Source organism: Arthrobacter sp. YAF16 (genome assembly GCF_052113385.1).
Taxonomy (GTDB): domain Bacteria; phylum Actinomycetota; class Actinomycetes; order Actinomycetales; family Micrococcaceae; genus Arthrobacter.
The window spans coordinates 70,866-89,415 of sequence record NZ_JBFRDC010000005.1; the positions used below are offsets into that span (position 1 = coordinate 70,866).

At 69.9% G+C, this 18,550-nt stretch carries 15 protein-coding genes; 5 read left to right on the forward strand and 10 right to left on the reverse strand.

The annotated features are described in order from the left end of the window. Positions 1-10: 10 nt before the first annotated feature. From AB4Y91_RS11705 to AB4Y91_RS11740, 8 genes are read right to left on the reverse strand one after another with little or no spacing between them, the layout of a single operon-like run. Positions 11-757: an SRPBCC family protein gene (locus AB4Y91_RS11705; protein ID WP_441418650.1), complete on the reverse strand. Its 747-nt coding sequence runs from the start codon at positions 755-757 to the stop codon at positions 11-13. Then, positions 757-2,079 carry a vWA domain-containing protein gene (locus tag AB4Y91_RS11710; RefSeq protein ID WP_441418651.1) on the reverse strand — a complete coding sequence of 441 codons (1,323 nt, stop codon included), beginning with the start codon at positions 2,077-2,079 and terminating at the stop codon, positions 757-759. The genes AB4Y91_RS11705 and AB4Y91_RS11710 overlap by 1 nt, the downstream gene beginning before the upstream one ends. Beyond that, on the reverse strand, positions 2,072-2,995 hold the full coding sequence (locus tag AB4Y91_RS11715) for an AAA family ATPase (RefSeq protein WP_441418652.1): 924 nt from the start codon (positions 2,993-2,995) through the stop codon (positions 2,072-2,074). Before AB4Y91_RS11715 ends, AB4Y91_RS11710 begins: the two co-directional genes overlap by 8 nt. Further along, the gene (locus tag AB4Y91_RS11720) at positions 2,992-3,621 is read right to left on the reverse strand and encodes a nucleotidyltransferase family protein (protein ID WP_441418653.1); all 630 of its coding nucleotides are present in this window, start codon (positions 3,619-3,621) and stop codon (positions 2,992-2,994) included. The genes AB4Y91_RS11715 and AB4Y91_RS11720 overlap by 4 nt, the downstream gene beginning before the upstream one ends. Further along, positions 3,605-4,543 (reverse strand): XdhC family protein, encoded by a 939-nt coding sequence (locus AB4Y91_RS11725; protein ID WP_441418654.1) that lies wholly within the window; start codon positions 4,541-4,543, stop codon positions 3,605-3,607. The genes AB4Y91_RS11720 and AB4Y91_RS11725 overlap by 17 nt, the downstream gene beginning before the upstream one ends. A 1-nt stretch (position 4,544) precedes the next feature. Continuing rightward, the gene (locus AB4Y91_RS11730; RefSeq protein WP_441418655.1) at positions 4,545-6,938 is read right to left on the reverse strand and encodes an aerobic carbon-monoxide dehydrogenase large subunit; all 2,394 of its coding nucleotides are present in this window, start codon (positions 6,936-6,938) and stop codon (positions 4,545-4,547) included. Beyond that, positions 6,935-7,498, reverse strand: coding sequence for a (2Fe-2S)-binding protein (locus tag AB4Y91_RS11735; protein WP_441418656.1), 564 nt, complete (start codon positions 7,496-7,498; stop codon positions 6,935-6,937). Before AB4Y91_RS11735 ends, AB4Y91_RS11730 begins: the two co-directional genes overlap by 4 nt. Before the next feature lie 5 nt (positions 7,499-7,503). Beyond that, complete coding sequence (locus AB4Y91_RS11740) at positions 7,504-8,406, reverse strand: FAD binding domain-containing protein (RefSeq protein WP_441418657.1); 903 nt, start codon at positions 8,404-8,406, stop codon at positions 7,504-7,506. Between the two features lie 118 nt (positions 8,407-8,524). On the opposite strand from AB4Y91_RS11740, the gene AB4Y91_RS11745 reads away from it, so the two are divergent. Together AB4Y91_RS11745 and AB4Y91_RS11750 are read left to right on the forward strand one after the other, a co-directional pair. Further along, a complete protein-coding gene (locus AB4Y91_RS11745) occupies positions 8,525-9,505 on the forward strand; it encodes a LysR family transcriptional regulator (RefSeq protein ID WP_441418749.1) in 981 nt (326 codons plus the stop codon). A 123-nt stretch (positions 9,506-9,628) separates the two neighbouring features. Then, positions 9,629-9,946 carry a DUF6457 domain-containing protein gene (locus AB4Y91_RS11750; RefSeq protein ID WP_441418658.1) on the forward strand — a complete coding sequence of 106 codons (318 nt, stop codon included), beginning with the start codon at positions 9,629-9,631 and terminating at the stop codon, positions 9,944-9,946. An 84-nt stretch (positions 9,947-10,030) separates the two neighbouring features. Here the strand turns inward: AB4Y91_RS11750 and AB4Y91_RS11755 are convergent, their stop codons facing one another. Together AB4Y91_RS11755 and AB4Y91_RS11760 are read right to left on the reverse strand one after the other, a co-directional pair. After that, the gene (locus AB4Y91_RS11755) at positions 10,031-12,388 is read right to left on the reverse strand and encodes an FdhF/YdeP family oxidoreductase (protein WP_441418659.1); all 2,358 of its coding nucleotides are present in this window, start codon (positions 12,386-12,388) and stop codon (positions 10,031-10,033) included. A gap of 326 nt (positions 12,389-12,714) precedes the next feature. Further along, on the reverse strand, positions 12,715-14,472 hold the full coding sequence (locus tag AB4Y91_RS11760) for a long-chain-fatty-acid--CoA ligase (protein WP_441418660.1): 1,758 nt from the start codon (positions 14,470-14,472) through the stop codon (positions 12,715-12,717). A 213-nt stretch (positions 14,473-14,685) separates the two neighbouring features. On the opposite strand from AB4Y91_RS11760, the gene AB4Y91_RS11765 reads away from it, so the two are divergent. From AB4Y91_RS11765 to AB4Y91_RS11775, 3 genes are all read left to right on the forward strand, one after another. Then, positions 14,686-16,068 carry an MBL fold metallo-hydrolase gene (locus AB4Y91_RS11765; protein ID WP_441418661.1) on the forward strand — a complete coding sequence of 461 codons (1,383 nt, stop codon included), beginning with the start codon at positions 14,686-14,688 and terminating at the stop codon, positions 16,066-16,068. Beyond that, positions 16,065-17,381 (forward strand): erythromycin esterase family protein, encoded by a 1,317-nt coding sequence (locus tag AB4Y91_RS11770; RefSeq protein WP_441418662.1) that lies wholly within the window; start codon positions 16,065-16,067, stop codon positions 17,379-17,381. The genes AB4Y91_RS11765 and AB4Y91_RS11770 overlap by 4 nt, the downstream gene beginning before the upstream one ends. Before the next feature lie 220 nt (positions 17,382-17,601). After that, positions 17,602-18,471: a universal stress protein gene (locus AB4Y91_RS11775; protein ID WP_441418663.1), complete on the forward strand. Its 870-nt coding sequence runs from the start codon at positions 17,602-17,604 to the stop codon at positions 18,469-18,471. Positions 18,472-18,550: the final 79 nt, after the last annotated feature.

Here is an 18,550-nt window from a genome sequence, read left to right on the forward strand (position 1 = left end):
GGGCTTCTCCCTAGAGCCTTCCGCAGAGCCGGAGCATCCGGAGGGCCGAGCGCCGGCCGGCCCAGTAAGCCACGCAGGCCACTGCGGCGACCAGGCCGAGGACTTTGCCGGGGCTGGAGAGCTGGTCGGCAGCGATGCCCTTCGCGAGGCTGAAGGCGTCAAGGCTGCCCGACGACGGCCCTGGTGTTTTGGGCCCCGCCGGTGCGGTGCCTGCGGTTGCGGCAGCGGGAGCCGCCGGCGGAGCGGTGCCCGGCCCTGCGGGAGCGGCAGCGGTCGACGCTGCCGCTACGGTCGGGGACTCTCCGACAGTCGGTTCGGCGAGCATGGCCTGCAGGTTGGCCGCGAAGAGCCCCATCATTTGCTCGGTGACGCTGCCGATCACGCTCTTGCCCATCGCCGCGGCCTTGCCGGAGAGCGCCAGATCGGCACTGACCGTCCCGCGCGTCGTGGTCCCCTCTTCCGCCAGGGCCAGCGTGACCTTGGCTTCCGCGGTGCCCTGGCCGCGGGTTTCCTGCGCCTTGCCGCCGAGTACGGCCCGATGCTCGGCGGCGTTCCGCTCCAGGACGTTGAGCAGGCCCCTGTACTGCATGTTCACCGGGCCCAGCTTCACCGTCATGCCCACCTGGTAGGCGTCGTCGGATAGCTTGTTCAGGATCTGCGCGCCAGGGAGGCAACCGGCCACCCGCTCGAAATCCATCAGCGTGTCCCAGACCTTGCCGATCGGTGCAACCACCGAGAAACTGCTGTCAATCTGCATTAGCTGCTCCCTTGACTTGCGATCACTTGTCTTCCACCTATGCGGCCTGCCGGCACGGGCGGGTCGTCGCCCCGGATTGCCGCCGCCAACTCCGCCAGGGCCGTGAAGCTGTGTCCACTGACGAACGCGTCGCAGTAGGGCAGCGCGGCGGCGATCCCGCCGGCCAACGGCTGATAGTTCGGTGCTGCCTTCCGCGGATTCACCCAGACCACCCGGTGCGCGAGCCTGCGCAGCCGGGCCATCTGGGCCCCGACCTGCGCCGGGTCCTCCTGCGCCCAGCCGTCGGAGAAGACCACCACCACGGCACCCCGGGCCAGGCCGCGGCGGCCGTGCTCGTCCACGAATCTCCGGAGGCTCTCGGCGATCCTGGTGCCGCTGGCCCAGTCGGGTGCGGTGGCGGCCGCCTGCGCAAGGGCCAGGTCCGGGTCGCGCTGGGCCAGTTGCCGGGTCAGGCGCGTCAGCCTGGTGGAGAACACGAAGGCCTCCGCCCCGGCCTTCGCGACGGCGCCCTGCAGCAGCGAGAGGAAAATCCGGGAGTACGGTTCCATCGAGCCGGAGACATCGCAGAGCAGCACCAGCTTGCGGCGTTGCTCGCGGCGCCGGGCGTACAGGAGCTTGGGGGAGTCGTAGCCGGAGCGGCGGGCTGCCCGCACGGTGGCCCGGATGTCCAGGCGTGCGCTGCTGTGCGGCGACTTGCGCGTGCGCCGGCTCAGGCGCACGGGTGTTGCCAGCAGGATCCGGGTGGCCAGCCGGCGGATCTCGGCAGCTTCCGCCTCGGTGAGTTCGGCAAAGTTCATCCCGTGCAGGTGTTCTTCCGTGGACGCCATCGCGAGGACGGCCTCGCGCTCCGGTCCCTGCCGGTCTCCGGCGTCGTCCCGGCCCGCGGCTACCGCGGGGTGCGGCGGCCGGGCGGCGCGGCCCGGCTCGGTCTCTCGACCGGTGTCGGCGGCGGCCCGGGTGTGCGAACCGTCCGCGGGAGGCGGCGCTGCCGGGACCGGGACCGGTTCGCCGGCGTGGCGGTCCAGCGCGGCGGCGGGATCGAAGCCGCCCCGGAAGACGGCGCCAAACACGGCGTCGAACACCGGCAACTGCTCACGGCTGGAGACCAGCACCACCCGCAGCGTCCAGTACAACCGCTCCAGGTTCGTCGGCGGGACCAGCCGGAGTGCCACCGCCAGCCGGGCCGCCCGGTCCGGCGAGCACGTGACGCCCGCGCCCCGCAGGGCCGTGATGAAGGCCGCAGCCAGGGAGGCGGCCTCGACGAACGGCGGGCCGGCGGCCGGCGTCGTGCGCATCGGGAGGGGCTGCCTCGGTTCAGCCATCGGTGCCGTCCACCAGCCAGGCCGCGCCGCGGGAGCCGACGAGCTCCAAGTCGTCGCGGTTTTTCACGATCGAACCCCAGGTCTGTTCGGCCGTCGCGGCGTCGATCCGTTCGATGCCCAGCACCGCGAGCGCCGAGACCCAGTCGATGGCCTCGGAAATCCCGGGCGGCTTGGCCAGGTCCAGGGTCCGCAGCCGCGTGATCACCGCCGCGGCCTGCAGCGCCAGCGGGCCGCTGCTGGCGGGCACCCGGCGGCGCACAATCTCGGCAATCCGGGCCGGTCCGGGGTAGTCGATCCAGTGGTAGAGACAGCGGCGGGTCAGCGCGTCGTGCAGGTCCCGGGTGCGGTTGGAGGTCAGCACCACGATGGGCGGATGCGTGGCGCGGATGGTGCCCAGCTCCGGGATGGTGACCGAGGCCTCCGCGAGCAGCTCAAAGGTGAACGCCTCGAACTCGGCGTCGGCGCGGTCGATCTCATCCAGCAGCAGCACGGCCGGCCGCGGCCCCGGGTGTTCGATGGCCTGCAGCAGCGGCCGGCGCAGCAGGTACTGGGGGCCGAACAGCTCGGCTTCGCTGACCTCGGCGTCGCGCGCCTCGGCCAGCCGGATGCCCAGCAGCTGGCGCTGGTGGTTCCACTCGTAGAGTGCCTCGCCCGCGTCGATCCCCTCGTAGCACTGCAGCCGGTACAGCGGGGTGTCCAGCAGCAGCGCCAGCGTCTTCGCGGCCTCCGTCTTGCCCACGCCGGCCTCTCCCTCGAGCAGGATGGGTTGGGGGAGCCGCACCGCGAGGAACAGTGCGGTGGCGAGCCCGGTGTCGGCCAGGTAGTCGTGCTTGTCCAGGGCCGCCATCAGCGAGGCGACGTCGGGGATCCGCCGCTGAACTTCCGCCTCCGCCCCGGTCCGGGCCGCCGTGTTCACCCGGCCCCCTGCAGCTCGGCCAGCACCCGCCGGTAGTCCTCCTCGGTGTCGACGTCGAGCGGGATGCTGCCCGGCGTGGGAACCTCGACGACGACGTCCGCGCGCTGCTCCAGCAGCTTCCACACGGCCTTGTCGCCATGCAGCGACGCCAGCTCAGGCAGCAGCCGCCGGCCGAAGGCAAGGGGATGGCCGACGCCGTCGTCGTAGCGGCACACCGCCGCTCCGGGACCGTCGGGCCGGGCCAGTGCCTGCAGCAACGGGGGCACGCTCTCCACCCGGATGCCGGGCTGGTCGCCGAGCAGCAGCACCACCGCCTCGGTGCCAGGCCGCAGCACGGCCATCGCCGCGGCAATCGAAGACGAACATCCCTGGCCGTAGTCCGGGTTGAGCGCCACCTCGCAGCCCGTGGTGTCCACGGCCCCGAGGACCTGCTCGGCCGCTCCGCCCAGTGCCAGCACGGTCTGGCCGAACCCGCAGCGCCGGGCGGTCGCAAGCACGGCGTCCAGCAGCACGCCGTCGCCGTAGGGCAGCAGCTGTTTGGGCCGGCCCAGGCGCGCCGACGCCCCGGCCGCGAGGATGACGGCCGCGGTGCCGGCCATGCGGGGTGCTTCAGCTGCTGAGGGCATAGCGCTCCGGATCCTTGCGGAAGGCCGCGCGGCAGCCGGGGGAACAGAAGTACACGGTGGCGCCGTTGTGCTCGAGCTGCAGCGACGATTCGACGGCTGGCACGGACATGCCGCAGACGGGGTCGACCGCGGTTTCCGGTTGCGGGGTGGACGGCGCCGGAACCCCGCCGGCCTGCGCGCTGTGCTGAGCGCCGTCCCGTGCCGCGGCCCGCTCCTGGACCAGCTGGGCGAGGATGGACAGGGCGATTTCGCCGGGGGTGCGGGCGCCCAGTTGAAGGCCGGCCGGGGTGTACACCCGGGAGCGCAGCGCATCGTCCACGTCGAGCGAGTCCAGCACGGCGGCGCCGCGTGATGCGCTCGCCACCAGGGCGACGTAGGGCACGCCGGCGCGCAGCGCGGCTTCGAGGGCACCCTCCTCGGCCTTGCCGTGCGAAGCGACGATCAGGGCGGCGTCGTCCGGGCGGGGTTCGGCCGCCCCGCCGTCGGCGAGCTCAACGTCGAAACCCACCCGGGACCCCAGCGCGGCCAAGGCCTGCGCCACCGGCGCGGCCCCGACCACCACAACCCGGGGCGCAGGGAGGCGCGGCTGGAGGAAGATCTCGATCGCACCGCCGCTCAGGCACGGGTTGGACACCTCGACGGCGCCTTCCTCGGCCCGGCGGGACAGCTCCCCGGGCAGGACGCGCAGCAACAGGGGTTCCCCGGAGGAGAGCACCTGCAGGCCGTACTCCCGGACCGAGGACTCTACGCAGTTCCCGCCGACGAAGCCCTGGATCTCGCCGCCGGGCAGCACCAGGGCGGTGTCCCCGGCGCGGGCGCTGGTGGGATGCTGGGCGCGGACCACCGTGGCGTGCACGAACGGCTCCCGGCGGGCGGTGAGTTCGGCGGCCCGGGCGGCAAGGGATTCTGCGGCGGTGGTCATCTCAGATCGGCGGCCTTGCCCGGCCCTGCATGGCTGCCCAGACCCTGGCCGGTGTGCACGGCATGTCCATGTGGGTGACCCCGAATGGCGCCAACGCGTCGACCACCGCGTTCACGATCGCCGGCGGCGAGCCGACCGTGGCGGACTCGCCGATGCCTTTCGCGCCGATGGGGTGGTGCGGGGAGGGCGTGACCGTGAACCCGGTCTCCCAGTCCGGCACTTCCATGGCCGTGGGGATCAGGTAGTCCATGAAGGAGCCGCCCAGGTTGTTGCCGTCCGCGTCGAACTCGATGATCTCCATCAGGGCCATCCCGACGCCGTCGGTCAGGCCGCCGTGGACCTGGCCTTCGATGATCATCGGGTTGATCCGGGTCCCGCAGTCGTCCACCGCGATGAAGCGCCGCACCACGACGCGCCCGGTGCCCGGGTCGACGTCGACGACGCAGATGTAGGCGCCGAAGGGGAAGGTCAGGTTGGGCGGGTCGTAGGTGACTTCCGCGTCGAGGTTGCCGTCGACGCCTTCAGGCAGCGTCATGGTCCCGTGGGCCGCCATCGCGATGTCCTCGATGGTCTTCCCGGCGGTGGGATCGCCCTTCACGAACCAGCGGCCCTTTTCCCATTCGAGGTCCTCCGGGCGGGTCTCCAGCATGGCCGCGGCAATCAGCTTCGCCTTCTCGCGCACCTTGCGCGCCACGAGCGCCACCGCGCCGCCGCTGACCGGCGTCGAGCGGCTCCCGTAGGTTCCCAGCCCGAACGGCGTCTGATCGGTGTCGCCGTGGACGACGTCGATGTTCTCCGGCGGGATGCCGAGTTCCTCCGCGACGATCTGGGCAAAGGTGGTTTCGTGGCCTTGGCCCTGGCTTTGCACCGACAGCCGCACGACGGCCTTGCCGGTGGGGTGCACCCGCAGCTCGGCGCCGTCGGCCATGCCCAGGCCGACGATGTCGAAGTGCTTGCGCGGCCCGGCGCCAACGACTTCGGTGAAGAAGGAGAGTCCGATGCCCATCAGCTCGCCTCTGGCCCGCTTCTCACGTTGTTCGCGTCGAAGGTCCTCGTAGCCGGCCAGCTGCATGGACAGCCGCATGGCCGCCTCGTAGTTGCCCGAGTCGTAGACCCAACCGGTCTTGTTCGCGTAGGGGAACTGCTCGGGTTTGATGAAGTTCTTCAGCCGCAGCTCCGCGGGGTCCATCTCCAGCTTCCGGGCGAGGATGTCGACCATCCGCTCCACGAGGTACACGGCCTCGGTGACGCGGAAGGAGCAGGCGTAGGCAACCCCGCCTGGCGCCTTGTTGGTGTAGACGCCGGTCACCTTGCAGTGGGCGGCCTGCAGGTCGTAGCTGCCGGTAAAGATGGAGAAGAAGCCGGCCGGGTTCTTGGTGGGCTGGGCGGTGGCGTTGAACGCGCCGTGGTCGGCCAGCACGTTGGTGCGCAGGGCCAGGATCTTCCCGTCCTTGGTCGCGGCGATTTCGCCCGTCATGATGTAGTCGCGGGCGAAGGAGGTGGACATCAGGTTCTCGGAGCGGTCCTCCACCCACTTCACCGGCCGCCCGGTGACGATGGACCCGACGACGGCGAGGATGTAGCCCGGGTAGATGCCGACCTTGTTGCCGAAGCCGCCGCCGATGTCCGGGGACACGATCCGGATCTTGTGCTCCGGGATGCCGGCCACGATCGCGAAGAGCGTGCGGTGCGCGTGCGGAGCCTGGGTGGTCTCGTAGAGGGTCAGTTTGCCGTCCACGGGGTCGAAGTCGGCGACGGCGCCGCAGGTCTCCATCGGGGCCGGGTGCACGCGGGGGTACACCATCTCCTGGCTCACGACGACGTCGGCGCTTGCGAACACGGCGTCGGTCTCGGCAGCGCTGCCCATCTCCCAGTCGAAGATCTTGTTGTCCGTCTGGCCGGCAATTTCGTCCCGGATGAGCGGGGCGTCGGCGTCGAGGGCCTTGCGCGCGTCGACCAGGGGCGGCAGCACATCGTATTCGACGTCGATCAGTTCCAGCGCGTCGCGGGCGGCATACCGGTCTTCGGCCACCACGAACGCGACCTCCTGGCCCTGGAACCGGACCTTATCCGTGACCAGCACGGCTTGGACGTCGGCGGAGAGGGTCGGCGCCCAGGCGAGCTTGAGGCCCTCCAGGTCCTTGCCGGTGATGACGGCGAGCACCTTGGGGTGGGCCAGGGCGTTGGTGGTGTCGATCGACACGAGCCGTGCGTGGGCCACGGGGGCGCGCAGGATGGCGCCATGCAGCATTCCGGGCAGCACGAGGTCGTCGATGTAGTGGCCCTTGCCGCGGACGAAGCGGGGGTCCTCCTTGCGCTGGATGCGGCCGTAGCCGATTGGCCGGTCCGCGTCGCCGGCAGCGGGGTTGGTCTCCCGCTCATGGATGACGGTCATGCCTTCACCTCTGAGTCTTCGGTTTCCGTGGCGACGTCCGCCACCACGGTGTCGGTCCCGTCGAGGACCTCGTCGGCCCCTTCGCCGCCGCCGGCGGCGGGCGCCGGATGGGCCGCCGCCCACTGCACCGAGCGGACGATCGTCGCATAGCCGGTGCACCGGCAAATCTGACCGGAGATGGCCTGCCGGATCTCGCCGTCGTCCGGGTGCGGGTTCTTATCCAGCAGGGCGCGCGCGGTGAGCATCATGCCCGGGGTGCAGAAGCCGCACTGCAGCCCGTGTTCCTCCATGAAGCCCTGCTGCACGGGGTCGAGCGTGGTCCCGGCGGCGAGACCCTCGACGGTGCGGATGTCGTGCCCGGCGGCCATCGCGGCGAGGACGGTGCAGGACTTCACCGGCTGGCCGTCCATCAGGACCACGCAGGTCCCGCAGTTGCTCGTGTCGCAGCCCCAGTGGGTACCGGTCAGTCCGAGCACCTCGCGGATGTAGTGGACCAGGAGCACGCGGGGTTCGATGTCGGAGGTAACTTCGTTGCCGTTCACGGTCATGCTGATCTGCATGCGCTTCAGCCTTCCTGTGTCTTGGGGGCCGTCTGGCCGGCGTTCTGGCCGGCGCGGGCGCAGGCCTGCCGCAGGACGCGCCGGGTGAGTTCGTCGGCCAGGTGCCGTTTGTAGTCGACCGGTCCGCGCTGGTCCGCCACCGGGTCGCAGGCCGCCGCGGCCAGCCCGCCGGCGTCGGCGAACAGCTCTTCCGAGGGGCGCTTGCCGCGCAGCAGTCCGGCGGCGTCGGCGATGGTGTGGTCCAGGCCCAGTGCGGTCAGCCCGATGGCGGCATCGGCGATGCTGCCGTCCTCCGCGAGGGTCACGGATGCTCCCGCGGCCCCGACGGCCCAGTCGCCCACGCGCCGCTCCACCTTCTCGTAGGCGCTGCCGGAACGGGCCTTGATGGGGATGCGGACCTCGCACAGCAGCTCGTCCTGGCCGACGGCGGTCTGGTACGGGCCGCGGTGGAAGTCCTGCATGGCCAGGCTGCGCTCGCCGCCGGGGCCGCGGACCACGGCGACGGCGCCGAGGACGTCGCACACCGTGGAGAGATCCTCGGCGGGGTCGGCTTGGCACAGTGAGCCGCCGATGGTGCCCCGGTTGCGGACCACCGGGTCCGCGATCACCAGCTCCGCGTCCCGGACGATCGGGAAGAGCCGGGCGATCTCGTCCGATTCCAGCAGCGTGGTGTGGCGGGTCAGCGCGCCGATGCGTAGTTCCGCGCCGTCGCGCAGGATGAAGTCGAGTTCGAAGAGGTCGTTGATGTCGATCAGCCATTCAGGCCGGGAAAGCCGGAGCTTCATCATCGGGAGCAGGCTGTGGCCGCCGGCGATGACCCGCGACTCGGGACCGTGGCGTGCCAGAAGCTCGAGTGCGTCCTCCACCGTGGTGGCCCGAACGTAGTCGAATGGAGCCGGAATCTGCATAGTCCCACCTCACTCCAAGGCGCGGGCAACGCCGCCCGGCGCCGATTAACGCAAGTCTTGCCCCGCCCCGATGAGGGTGTCAACATCGTCATAAGCGAAAGGTTATGAAGCCGTGTCGATGACGTTGAGCCAGCTGCGGACGTTCGCGCTGGTCGCACGCCTGGGCTCCCTCCACGCCGCCGCAGCCGCCCTCGGGGTCAGCGAGCCGGCCGTGTCCGCGGCCCTCGCGGCGCTTCGGCAGGACCTGGGCGACCCCTTGTTTGTCCGGGCCTCGGGCGGGATCACCCTGACGCCCGGCGGGCGGGCCCTGGCGGACTATGCCCAGGACATCGTCGGGCTCGCGGACCAGGCCCGCTGGGAGGTCGGCAATGCCAAGAACGACGCCGGCCGGCTGAAGATCGCCGCCACCGCGCCGTTTGCCGAGCACGCTGCCGGCCGGCTGCTGGACCTGTTCACCAAGCGGGTACCGGGTGCCTCGGTGGACGTCGTCGCCGAAGCCGCCGAGGACCTGGCCGGGCTGCTGCTGGAGCGCGCCTACGACATCGCCCTGGGCGCCAGGCCGCCCGCGCCCGCCGGCAGCCCCGCGTCCGTCCCGGGCCTGGTGTCCGTCCCGTTCCTCCGCTACCAGCGGGCCTTCGTGGCGGCCCCGGCCGATCCGCTGGGGCGGGTGCACGGCCCGCTCGCGGTGGAACGGTTGCTGGGCAGGCCCTGGTTCGCCGGTCCCGCGGGAATCCTGGAAAGTTCGGAGGAAGGCCGCTGGCTCGCGTCGCTGGGCATCGCCCCGGAGATCATCAGGCTCAGCAGCGAGACCGAGGCCCTTGCGGCCGTGCGCGCGGGGGAGGGAACCATGCTGGCCCTGGGGCACATCGTCCACGCCGAAGTCGCCAACGGGACGCTGGTGCGGCTGCCCGTCGTCGGAACCCCGGTGGCCGGCCTGTGGTGGGCCAGCACGCTGGACCAGCACAGGACCACCACCATGGCCCAGACCCTGCAGCGCTTCGTCGGCACGGCCGACGCCACCGCGGCGATGGTCGCCCATGGCGGCTCGCGCGGGCTGGAGCGCCGCGGCTCGAAATTTCATGTCGCCCTGTGGAGTTGACGGCCGGGGGAGCCGGCGACTTGGCGGTGAGCGGCTGTGTCGCGTTGCACATTGGCCGGAATCGGTGCTACCCCTTGAGGGACACCCGCTTGACCCCAAGCACCCCACGATGAGGAGTAGCACATGACTTTGCCCCGAGATGAAGACAGCTCGCTGCGGCACTGGAGCGCCCGACTGATCCAGGCCCTGCAGATCCTGGATCTGGAAGTCGACCACGACAAGATCGTCGAAGTCGCGGACGAGTCACTGAAGGCGGTCGGGCCGCACGCGGACGCCATCAGCGCTTTCATCGTCGGTTACGCCGCCGGGACGGCGTCCACCAACGGCCGCAAGAGCACCCAGGAGGCGGTACACGCCGCGTCCAACAAGGTCATCGAGCTGTGCGAAAACGGTGAGGCCGGCGGCCCGGACGAGGAGGGCTGGGCCAAGCGGGCCCAGTAACACCGGAGCAGTAGCGCAAAGAGAGCAGGCCGCGTCCCCACCGGGGGCGCGGCCTGCCTGCGTTTGGCGGAGGTGCCGGCGGGCCTAGGCCGGCACGGTGACTCCCGGGGCTGCATGAAGCCGGGCCGGGCTGTCCGGCGACTGGTCCAGGCTCGGCTCAAGGCGCACGATGACGGCCTTCGAGATCGGCGTGTTGCTGCCCTCTGCCGTGTGGTTCAGTGGCACCAGCACGTTGGCTTCGGGGTAGTACGCGGCGGCGCAGCCCCGGGCCGTCGGGTAGGAGACCACGCGGAACTTGCGCAGCACACGCTCGACGCCGTCCTGGTACTGGCCGTGGATGTCCACAAACAGCCCGTCGGCCAGGCCCAGCTCGGTCAGGTCCTCCGGATTCACGAACACCACGTGGCGGCCCTTCTTGATGCCCCGGTAGCGGTCGTTGTGGCCGTAGATGGTGGTGTTGAACTGGTCGTGCGAGCGCATGCTCTGCAGGATCAGGGTGCCCTCCGGCCGCTCCACGTGTTCGAGTTCGTTCACCGTGAGCACGGCCTTGCCGGTCGGCGTCGGGAAGGTGCGCGAGTCCCGGGGTCCGTTCTCAAGGATGAAGCCGCCTTCCTGGCGGATCCTGGTGTTGTAGTCCTCGCAGCCGCCTACGACCCGCGAAATGTGGTCGCGGATCAGGTCGTAGTTCTTCTCGTAACCATCCCAGTCCGCCTTGATCTTGTCGCCGACGAGGGCTTTGCCGAGCCGGCTGAGGATGGCCGGTTCGGAGAGCAGGTGGTGTGAAACGGGCTCCACGCTGCCCCATGAGGGGTGGACCGCGCAGACCGTGTCCTCGACCGAGACGAACTGCTCGCCGGATTCCTGGATGTCGATCTCGCTCCGGCCCATGGTGGGCAGGATCAGGGCCTCGGCGCCCGTCACCACATGCGAGCGGTTGAGCTTGGTGGAGACCTGGATGGACATTTCCGTCCCGGCCATCGCGGCCTCGGCCGCGTTGGTGTCGGAAATGGCGCCGACGAAGTTGCCGCCGACGGCCATGAAGACCTTGATCTCGCCGTCCTGCATCTTGTTGATGGTCTCGACCGCGTCCACGCCGTGCTCGCGGGGCGGTTCGAAGTCGAATTCCTCGCCGAGGGCTTCCATGAAGGACTGCGGCATCTGTTCCCAGATGCCCATCGTGCGGTCGCCCTGCACGTTGCTGTGGCCGCGGATGGGTGAGGCGCCCGCGCCGGGCTTGCCCATGTTGCCGCGCAGCAGGAGCAGGTTGATGATTTCCTTGATCGTGGCCACGCCCTTCTTCTGCTGCGTGATCCCCATGGCCCAGGTGATGATGACCTTCTCGGCCGTCAGGTAGCGGGTGGCAAGCTCGTCGATCTCCTCGGTGCGCAGCCCGGTCGCTTCCAGCACCGCCTGCTCGTCCAGCAGGGCCAGGTGTTCCTTGAGCTCCTCGAGCCCTTCGCAGTGCTCGGCGAGGAAAGCGTGGTCCAGGACCGTGCCGGGGTTCTTCGCTTCGGCGTCGAGCACCCGCTTGGAGACGGCCTGCAGCAGGGCCATGTCCCCGCCGATCCGGATGTGCAGGAACTGGTCGGCGATGGACGTGCCGCGGCCGATGATGCCCTTGACCTTCTGCGGGTTCTTGTAGCGGTGCAGCCCGGCCTCGGGGAGCGGGTTGACAGCGACAATTTCGCCGCCGTTCTCCTTGCAGTTCTCCAGCTCGGTGAGCATGCGCGGATGGTTGGTGCCCGGGTTCTGGCCCATGATGATGATCAGGTCCGCGTCGGCGTAATCGTCGAAGTTGACCGTGGCCTTGCCGATGCCGATGGTCTGGCCCATCGCCCAGCCGGAGGACTCGTGGCACATGTTGGAGCAGTCCGGCAGGTTGTTGGTGCCGTAGCCACGGACCAGCAGCTGGTACAGGAAGGCAGCTTCGTTGGAGGTGCGGCCGCTGGTGTAGAAGGAGGCCTCATCCGGGGAGTCCAGGCCCTTGAGCTTCTCCGTGATGATCCGGATGGCGTCGTCCCAGCTGATCGGCTTGTAGTGGTCCTCGCCGCTGGGCTTATAGACCGGCTCGGTCAGCCGGCCCTGCATGCCCAGCCAGTAGTCCGAGCGGTCGCGGAGTTCACTCACCGAGTGCTCCGCCCAGAACGACGTCGGGATGACCACCGGAGTCGCTTCCCAGGTGACAGCCTTCGCGCCGTTCTCGCAGAATTCGAAGGCCTTCCGGTGATGCGGGTCCGGCCAGGCGCAGCTCGGGCAGTCGAAGCCGTCCTTCTGGTTCATCTTCATGACCGTCTTGCGCGTGCGGTTCAGCCCCATCTGCTCAATGGCAGGCTTCATGGAGTGGTAGACGCCCGGGACGCCGGCGGCCCAGTGCTTCGGCCCGTCGCCGACCTCCAGGTCCTTTTCGTTCTCTTCTTCAACGCGCGGAGTCTTACGAGTCACGACAACTTCCCTTCTGCAGACGCCGCCGGTAGCCCGGCGGCCGGCACAACTACCTCTAGGCACCCTACCTGCCCTCTTGTGACAGGCCTATCAGCTTGCCCGGAGCGCCGCAAGGAAATGGGCAGGCGCCGACGGCGGCCGGACTCCAGATTTTCCCAAGGTCCGTCCCCGATGCTGGCACCACCATCAGCGTCCGCAGGCAGAAGCGCGGCATCCGACCGCGGACGTCCAGCCGCGGCAGAACTGCCAGGGGCCGGGTCCGGGACGCTTGAGATGGGACCGCCGGCTGCCGGGTTCCCAGCGACCCGGCAGCCGGCCCGCCTCCGTCAGCGGCCGGCCACCAGCATGTCCCGGATCTCGCGGCGCAGGACCTTGCCGATCAGCGAGCGCGGCAGCAAGTCCAGGACCGCGACGCGGCGGGGAACCTTATAAGCCGCCAGCTGCCCGCGCGCGAAATCCAGCAGGGCGCCGGTATCGAGGGTGCCCCCCGGGGCGGGTACGACGGCGGCCACGACATCTTCGCCGCCGCCGGGCCGGGGCAGGCCTACCACGGAGACCTCGGCGACGCCGGGGTATTCGGCGAGGACGTCCTCCACCTCGGTCGGTGAGACGTTAAACCCTCCGGTGATGATCAGTTCCTTGATCCGGTCCCGGATGGTGACGAAGTAGTCCTTGTCCACCGAGACGATGTCGCCGGTGCGGAACCAGCCGCCCTCCAGCAGGGCCTCCTCGGTTTCCTCCGGCCGGTTCCAGTAGCCGGCGAAGACCTGGGGTCCGCGGATCAGCAGCTCGCCCGCCTCGCCCGGGGCGCGGTCGATTTTCACGTTCTGCGGGTCCACGACGCGGATGTCGGTGAGCGGGAACGGGACACCCACCGTGCCCGGTTTGCGGCTCGGGCCGAACGGGTTGCCGACCGAGATGGGTGAGGTCTCGGTGAGCCCGTAGCCTTCGATCAGGTACCCGCCGGTTGCTTTCTCCCAGGTTTCCACGGTCGCGGCCGGCAGGTTCATGGCCCCGGAAATGGAGAACCGGATGCCCTTGAGGCTGATGCCCCGCAGGGCCGCCGCGGCGGCGATCCGGTCGTAGATCGGAGGGACCGCCGGCAGGAACGTCGCCGGAGACTTCCGGTACGCCTTGAGCACCAGGTCGACGTCGAACTTGGGGAAAAGCACCAGCCGCGCGCCAATGCTGAGGGCGAAGGTCATGCAGAGCGTCAGGCCGTAGGCGTGGAACATGGGCAGCACCGCGTACACAGTTTCGCGCCCGTCCTTGAGCCCCGGAACCCATGCCCGCCCCTGGGCGGCGTTGGCCTGCAGGTTCGCGTGCGTGAGCATGGCGCCCTTCGGCGCCCCGGTGGTGCCGCTGGTGTACTGCAGCACCGCCAGGTCCTCCGGCGCCGGGCGCGGGTGCCGTTTCTTCAGTTCGCCCGCCTTAAGAAGGTCGTGCCACGGCAGGACCGTGCGAGGTGCACCCCCCGTGTGGGCCCGGGGGGCGGGCTTCCCGGCGGCCAGCGCGGCCCGCGCCTTCCGGGCCGCCGGCAGCGGCAGCCGCAGTGCGAGCCGCTTGGCCAGCGGCATCGCGGGGATCAGCCCGACCGAGACGATACTCCGGAGCCCGACGTCGGCCGGCAGCTGCAGCACCCGGTCCACCGCCTTGTCCCAGACGATCGCGACGGCGGCCCCGTGGTCCTCGAACTGATGGCGCAGTTCCCGGTCCGTGTACAGCGGGTTGTGCTCCACCACGACCGCACCGAGCCGCAGCGCCGCGTAGAAGGCGATCACATGCTGGGGGCAGTTCGGCAGCACCAGGGCGACCCGGTCACCGGCTTTCACGCCCAGTTTCTTCAGGCCGGCGGCCGCCCGGCTGATCAGCGTCCCGAGTTCCCGGTAGCTGGTCGTAGCCCCGAAGAACTCGAGTGCCGTCTTACTTCCGAAGCGCCGGACGGAGGAATCCACCAGGTCCACGAGGGAACCCGTGGGCAGCTTGAGGTCGGCAGGGACGCCCTGGCTGTAATGCTTCGTCCACGGACGGTCCGCCCAGGGGAGGCCGGAAACCGGGGCGCCTGGGCGTGATTTCTTGTTCATGCGTAGTCCTTGCCACTGGGAATGGCGGCGTCCGGTTTCCCTTCCCGCCCGAAGGCCTGCCCGGAGAGCCTGCCGGAAAAAGCCTACCGGTGCGGGCCCCGCCGCTCTGCCCGTACCCTGCCTGCTGCCGGCCGCCGCCCGTGACTTTTGGCCCTAGGTGGGGGCCGGGATTGCGCGGAAGGTGGGGTTGACGGACTCGGGAACGGAAGCACCATGAAACACGAGCAGCCGACCCTCCGGTTCTTCGGCGCAACGGACACCGTGACCGGCTCCCGCTACTTGCTCGAAGCCGGCGGACGCCGGGTGCTGGTCGACTGCGGCCTGTTCCAGGGCTACAAACGCAGCCGCGAGCGCAACCGTATGCCCTTCCCCGTGCCGCCCCGCTCGCTCGACGCCGTCGTCCTCACCCATGCGCACCTGGACCACACCGGCTACGTCCCGGCGCTGGTCCGGGACGGCTTCGCCGGGCCGGTCTACGCCACCGACGGGACCACCGAGCTGTGCAAGCTGATCCTGCCGGACAGCGGCTACCTGCAGGAAGAAGAGGCCCGCTACGCCACGCACCGCGGATCCACCCGGCACAGCCCGGCGCTGCCGCTCTACACCGCCGCGGACGCCGTCAAGTCGCTGAACAGCTTCAAGATCCGCGACTTCGACGACCCGTTGGATCTTGGCGGCGGAATGGAAATGACTTTCGTTCCGGCCGGCCACATCCTGGGGGCCGCGCAGGTGCACGTCCGGTTCGGCTCCCAGTCGGTGCACTTCACCGGCGACCTTGGCCGCTCCGACGATCCGTTCATGTTCCCGCCCCGGCCGCTGGGCGCCGTGGACGTGCTTGTCACGGAGTCCACCTACGGCAACCGCAAGCACTCCACCCTGGATCCCGAACAGCAGCTCGGGGAAATCATCACACGGGTCGCCAAGCGCGGCGGGGTGGTGATGTTCGCCGCCTTCGCCGTCGGACGGGCCGAGACGCTCATGCTCTACCTCTCCCGGCTCCGCCGCAAGAACGCCATCCCGGACATTCCGGTGTACCTCAACAGCCCGATGGCCATCGACGCCTCGGACATGTACCAGCGTCATCCGGAGGAGCACCGGCTCAAACGGGACGAATACGAGCACATGTACAGCCTCGCCAAGCTCACCCGCAGCGTGGACGACTCCAAGCTGCTGAACCTGCGCGGCGGGCCAATGATCATCATTTCCGCCAGCGGCATGCTCACCGGCGGCAGGATCCTGCACCACCTCGCCGCCTACGGCCCCGACCCCAAAAACGCCCTCATCCTCAGCGGCTACCAGGCCGGCGGCACCCGCGGCGCTTCACTCGCCGCGGGTGAGCGTGAGGTCCGGATCTACGGCGAAGACGTCAAGATCCGGGCCGAGGTCATCCAGATGGAAAACCTGTCCGCGCACGCGGACACTGACGGCCTGATCAACTGGATGAAGGCCGCACCGGAGGCGCCGCGGATGACCTACATCACGCACGGCGAGCCGGAATCCTCTGACGCGCTGCGGGTGAGGATCAAGCGTGAACTGGGCTGGCGGGCCAGGGTCCCGGAGCACCTGGAGCGGATCGACATCGGGGACCCGCGGTGAACCCGGGCAACGTCACCAAGGCATCCGTCCTGGGCGAGATCCATTCCCTCGCGCGGCCGCTCCGCACCGAACGCGATCTGGACGGACTGGTCCGGCGCGCCGCGGAGTGCCGCTTCACGGCGATCGGGGAGGCCTCGCACGGCACCCACGAGTTCTACACCTGGCGGGCCACGCTCAGCCGCCGGCTGATCGAGGAACAGGGCTACACCTGGATCGGCGTGGAGGGGGACTGGCCCGACTGCTGGCGGCTCAACCAGTGGGTCCGGGGCCAAACCGGGCAGGACCAGGGCGTCCATGCGCTGCTCGCCGGGTTCCAGCGCTGGCCCACCTGGATGTGGGCGAACGAGGAAGTGGCCGGCTTCCTGGACTGGCTGCGCACCTGGAACTCCCGCCGGCCGCTGCCGGAACGGGTCGGCTTCTACGGCCTGGACGTCTATTCGCTCTGGGACTCGCTGCGCGAGATCATCGCCTGGCTCGAGGAACACGTGCCCGACGCCGTGCCCGCCGCGATGCGCGCCTGGCAGTGCTTCCTGCCGCACCACGAGGACCCGCACCAGTACGCCTGGAGCACGCGGCTGGTCCCGAACTCCTGCGAGGCCGACGTCGTGGCCCTGCTCAGCGAAGTGCGGAGCCGTGTGTTCACCCCGGGCGACCACGACGAGGAAGCGTTCGACGCCGTCCAGAACGCCGAGGTCGCGGCCAACGCCGAGCACTACTACCGGATCATGGTCCGCGGCGACCGGCAGTCCTGGAACGTCCGGGACCATCACATGGCGGACACGATCGACCGGCTGAGCCGCCACCTGGGCGCAGCATCCAAGGGCATCATCTGGGAGCACAACACCCACGTAGGGGACGCGCGTGCCACCGACATGGCGCGGGACGGCCTGGTCAACGTCGGCCAGCTGCTGCGGGAGCGGCACGCGCTCGACGGCGTCATGCTGGTCGGCTTCGCCGCCCACCGCGGCGCGGTCATCGCCGCCGACTCCTGGGGGACACCGGAGCGGATCCTGCCCGTGCCCGCGGCGCGGCCCGGCAGCCACGAGGATTTCCTGCACGAAGCCCTGGGCGTCCCGGCGGTGCTGGAGTTCGGCGACGACCGGACCGGGCCGTGGCTCTCGACCTGGCTCGGCCACCGGGCGATCGGGGTGGTCTACCACCCGGAGCGGGAGCAGGGGAACTACGTCCCGACCCGGATGGGGGAGCGTTACGACGCCCTGATCTGGCTCGAGGACACGGCCGCGCTCCGCCCGGTGCACCATGAGGGCCCGCCCCGGGAGCCCGAATTCGAGACCGAACCGACCGGCTTCTGAGCCGGTTGTGCGGGGCTTAAGGCCCTAACCCGCCACCGGGGGCCGGGGCACACTGAAGTGTCGGCAGAGCCTCGGAGCTGCCGGAGAGTCATGCCGGAGTGCAGCGGCCGCCAGCAACGGTCTCCGCCGCGGTCTTAGCAGTGGTCACAGAACGGTGCGCTGCCGGGATCCCGTCGAGGTCACGTACACCTTCACGCTATGGAAAAGAGCAGGATTCAGCATGAGTAAACCAATCGTCGTCGGCATCAACGGTTCGGCGGGCAGCGAAGCCGCGCTGGCGTGGGCACTCGACCGCGCTGCCCGGCAGAAACTTCCGGTCATATGCGTCCACGCCGTGGACGACCGCTGGATGTCGCCGGACTTCCAGTACCACGAGCTGATCCGCGAATCCGGGATGGAACTGCTGGAGAAGGCCAAGGCCAACGCGAAGAACCAGGCCCCCGACGTGGACGTAGACGTCCAGTTGCGGCACGGAAGCCCGGGTTCGGCGCTCCGGGAAGCATCCAAGGATGCGTCCATGGTCGTCGTCGGCGGCCACGACAAACATTGGATGGACGGCGGGCCAATGACGGACCGCGCCCTCCAGATCGTGAGCGCCTCGGACAGCCCGGTCACGGTCGTCCCGGTCCAGCGCGGCACGGGCAACCACGGCGTGGTGGTCGGTGTGGACGGATCGGAGGAGTCGCTCCAGGCCGTGGCTTTCGCGGCCGCCGAAGCCGACCGCGGCGGCGACGAACTGACCGTGGTCCTGGCTTTCCGCAGCCCGGCCCGCTGGGTGGAACACCAGCTGCCCGAAAGCGGGCTCGCGGAGACGATCGTTGAGGAGGACCGGATTGTGCTGGCCGAATCGGTGGCCGGCCTCGGGGACAAGTACCCGGACCTGGTAGTCCACCAGCGCCTCGAAACCGACACGGAGCCGGCGAAGGCCCTTGTTGACCTTGCCCGGGAGGCGCGGCTGCTGGTGGTCGGCAGCCGCGGCCGCGGCGGCTTCTCCAGGCTGGTGCTCGGGTCCACGGCCCATGCCGTGTTGCTGAACGTACCGTGCCCCACAGTGGTGACCCGGCTGCACAAGGTCAAGCACGAGGACTGACCCGGTAGCTGGCGGGTTTTGCCACGAAGGCCCCCTTCACGGAGGGGGCTTTCCGCTGCCCGGGTCCGGTGGGAGGATG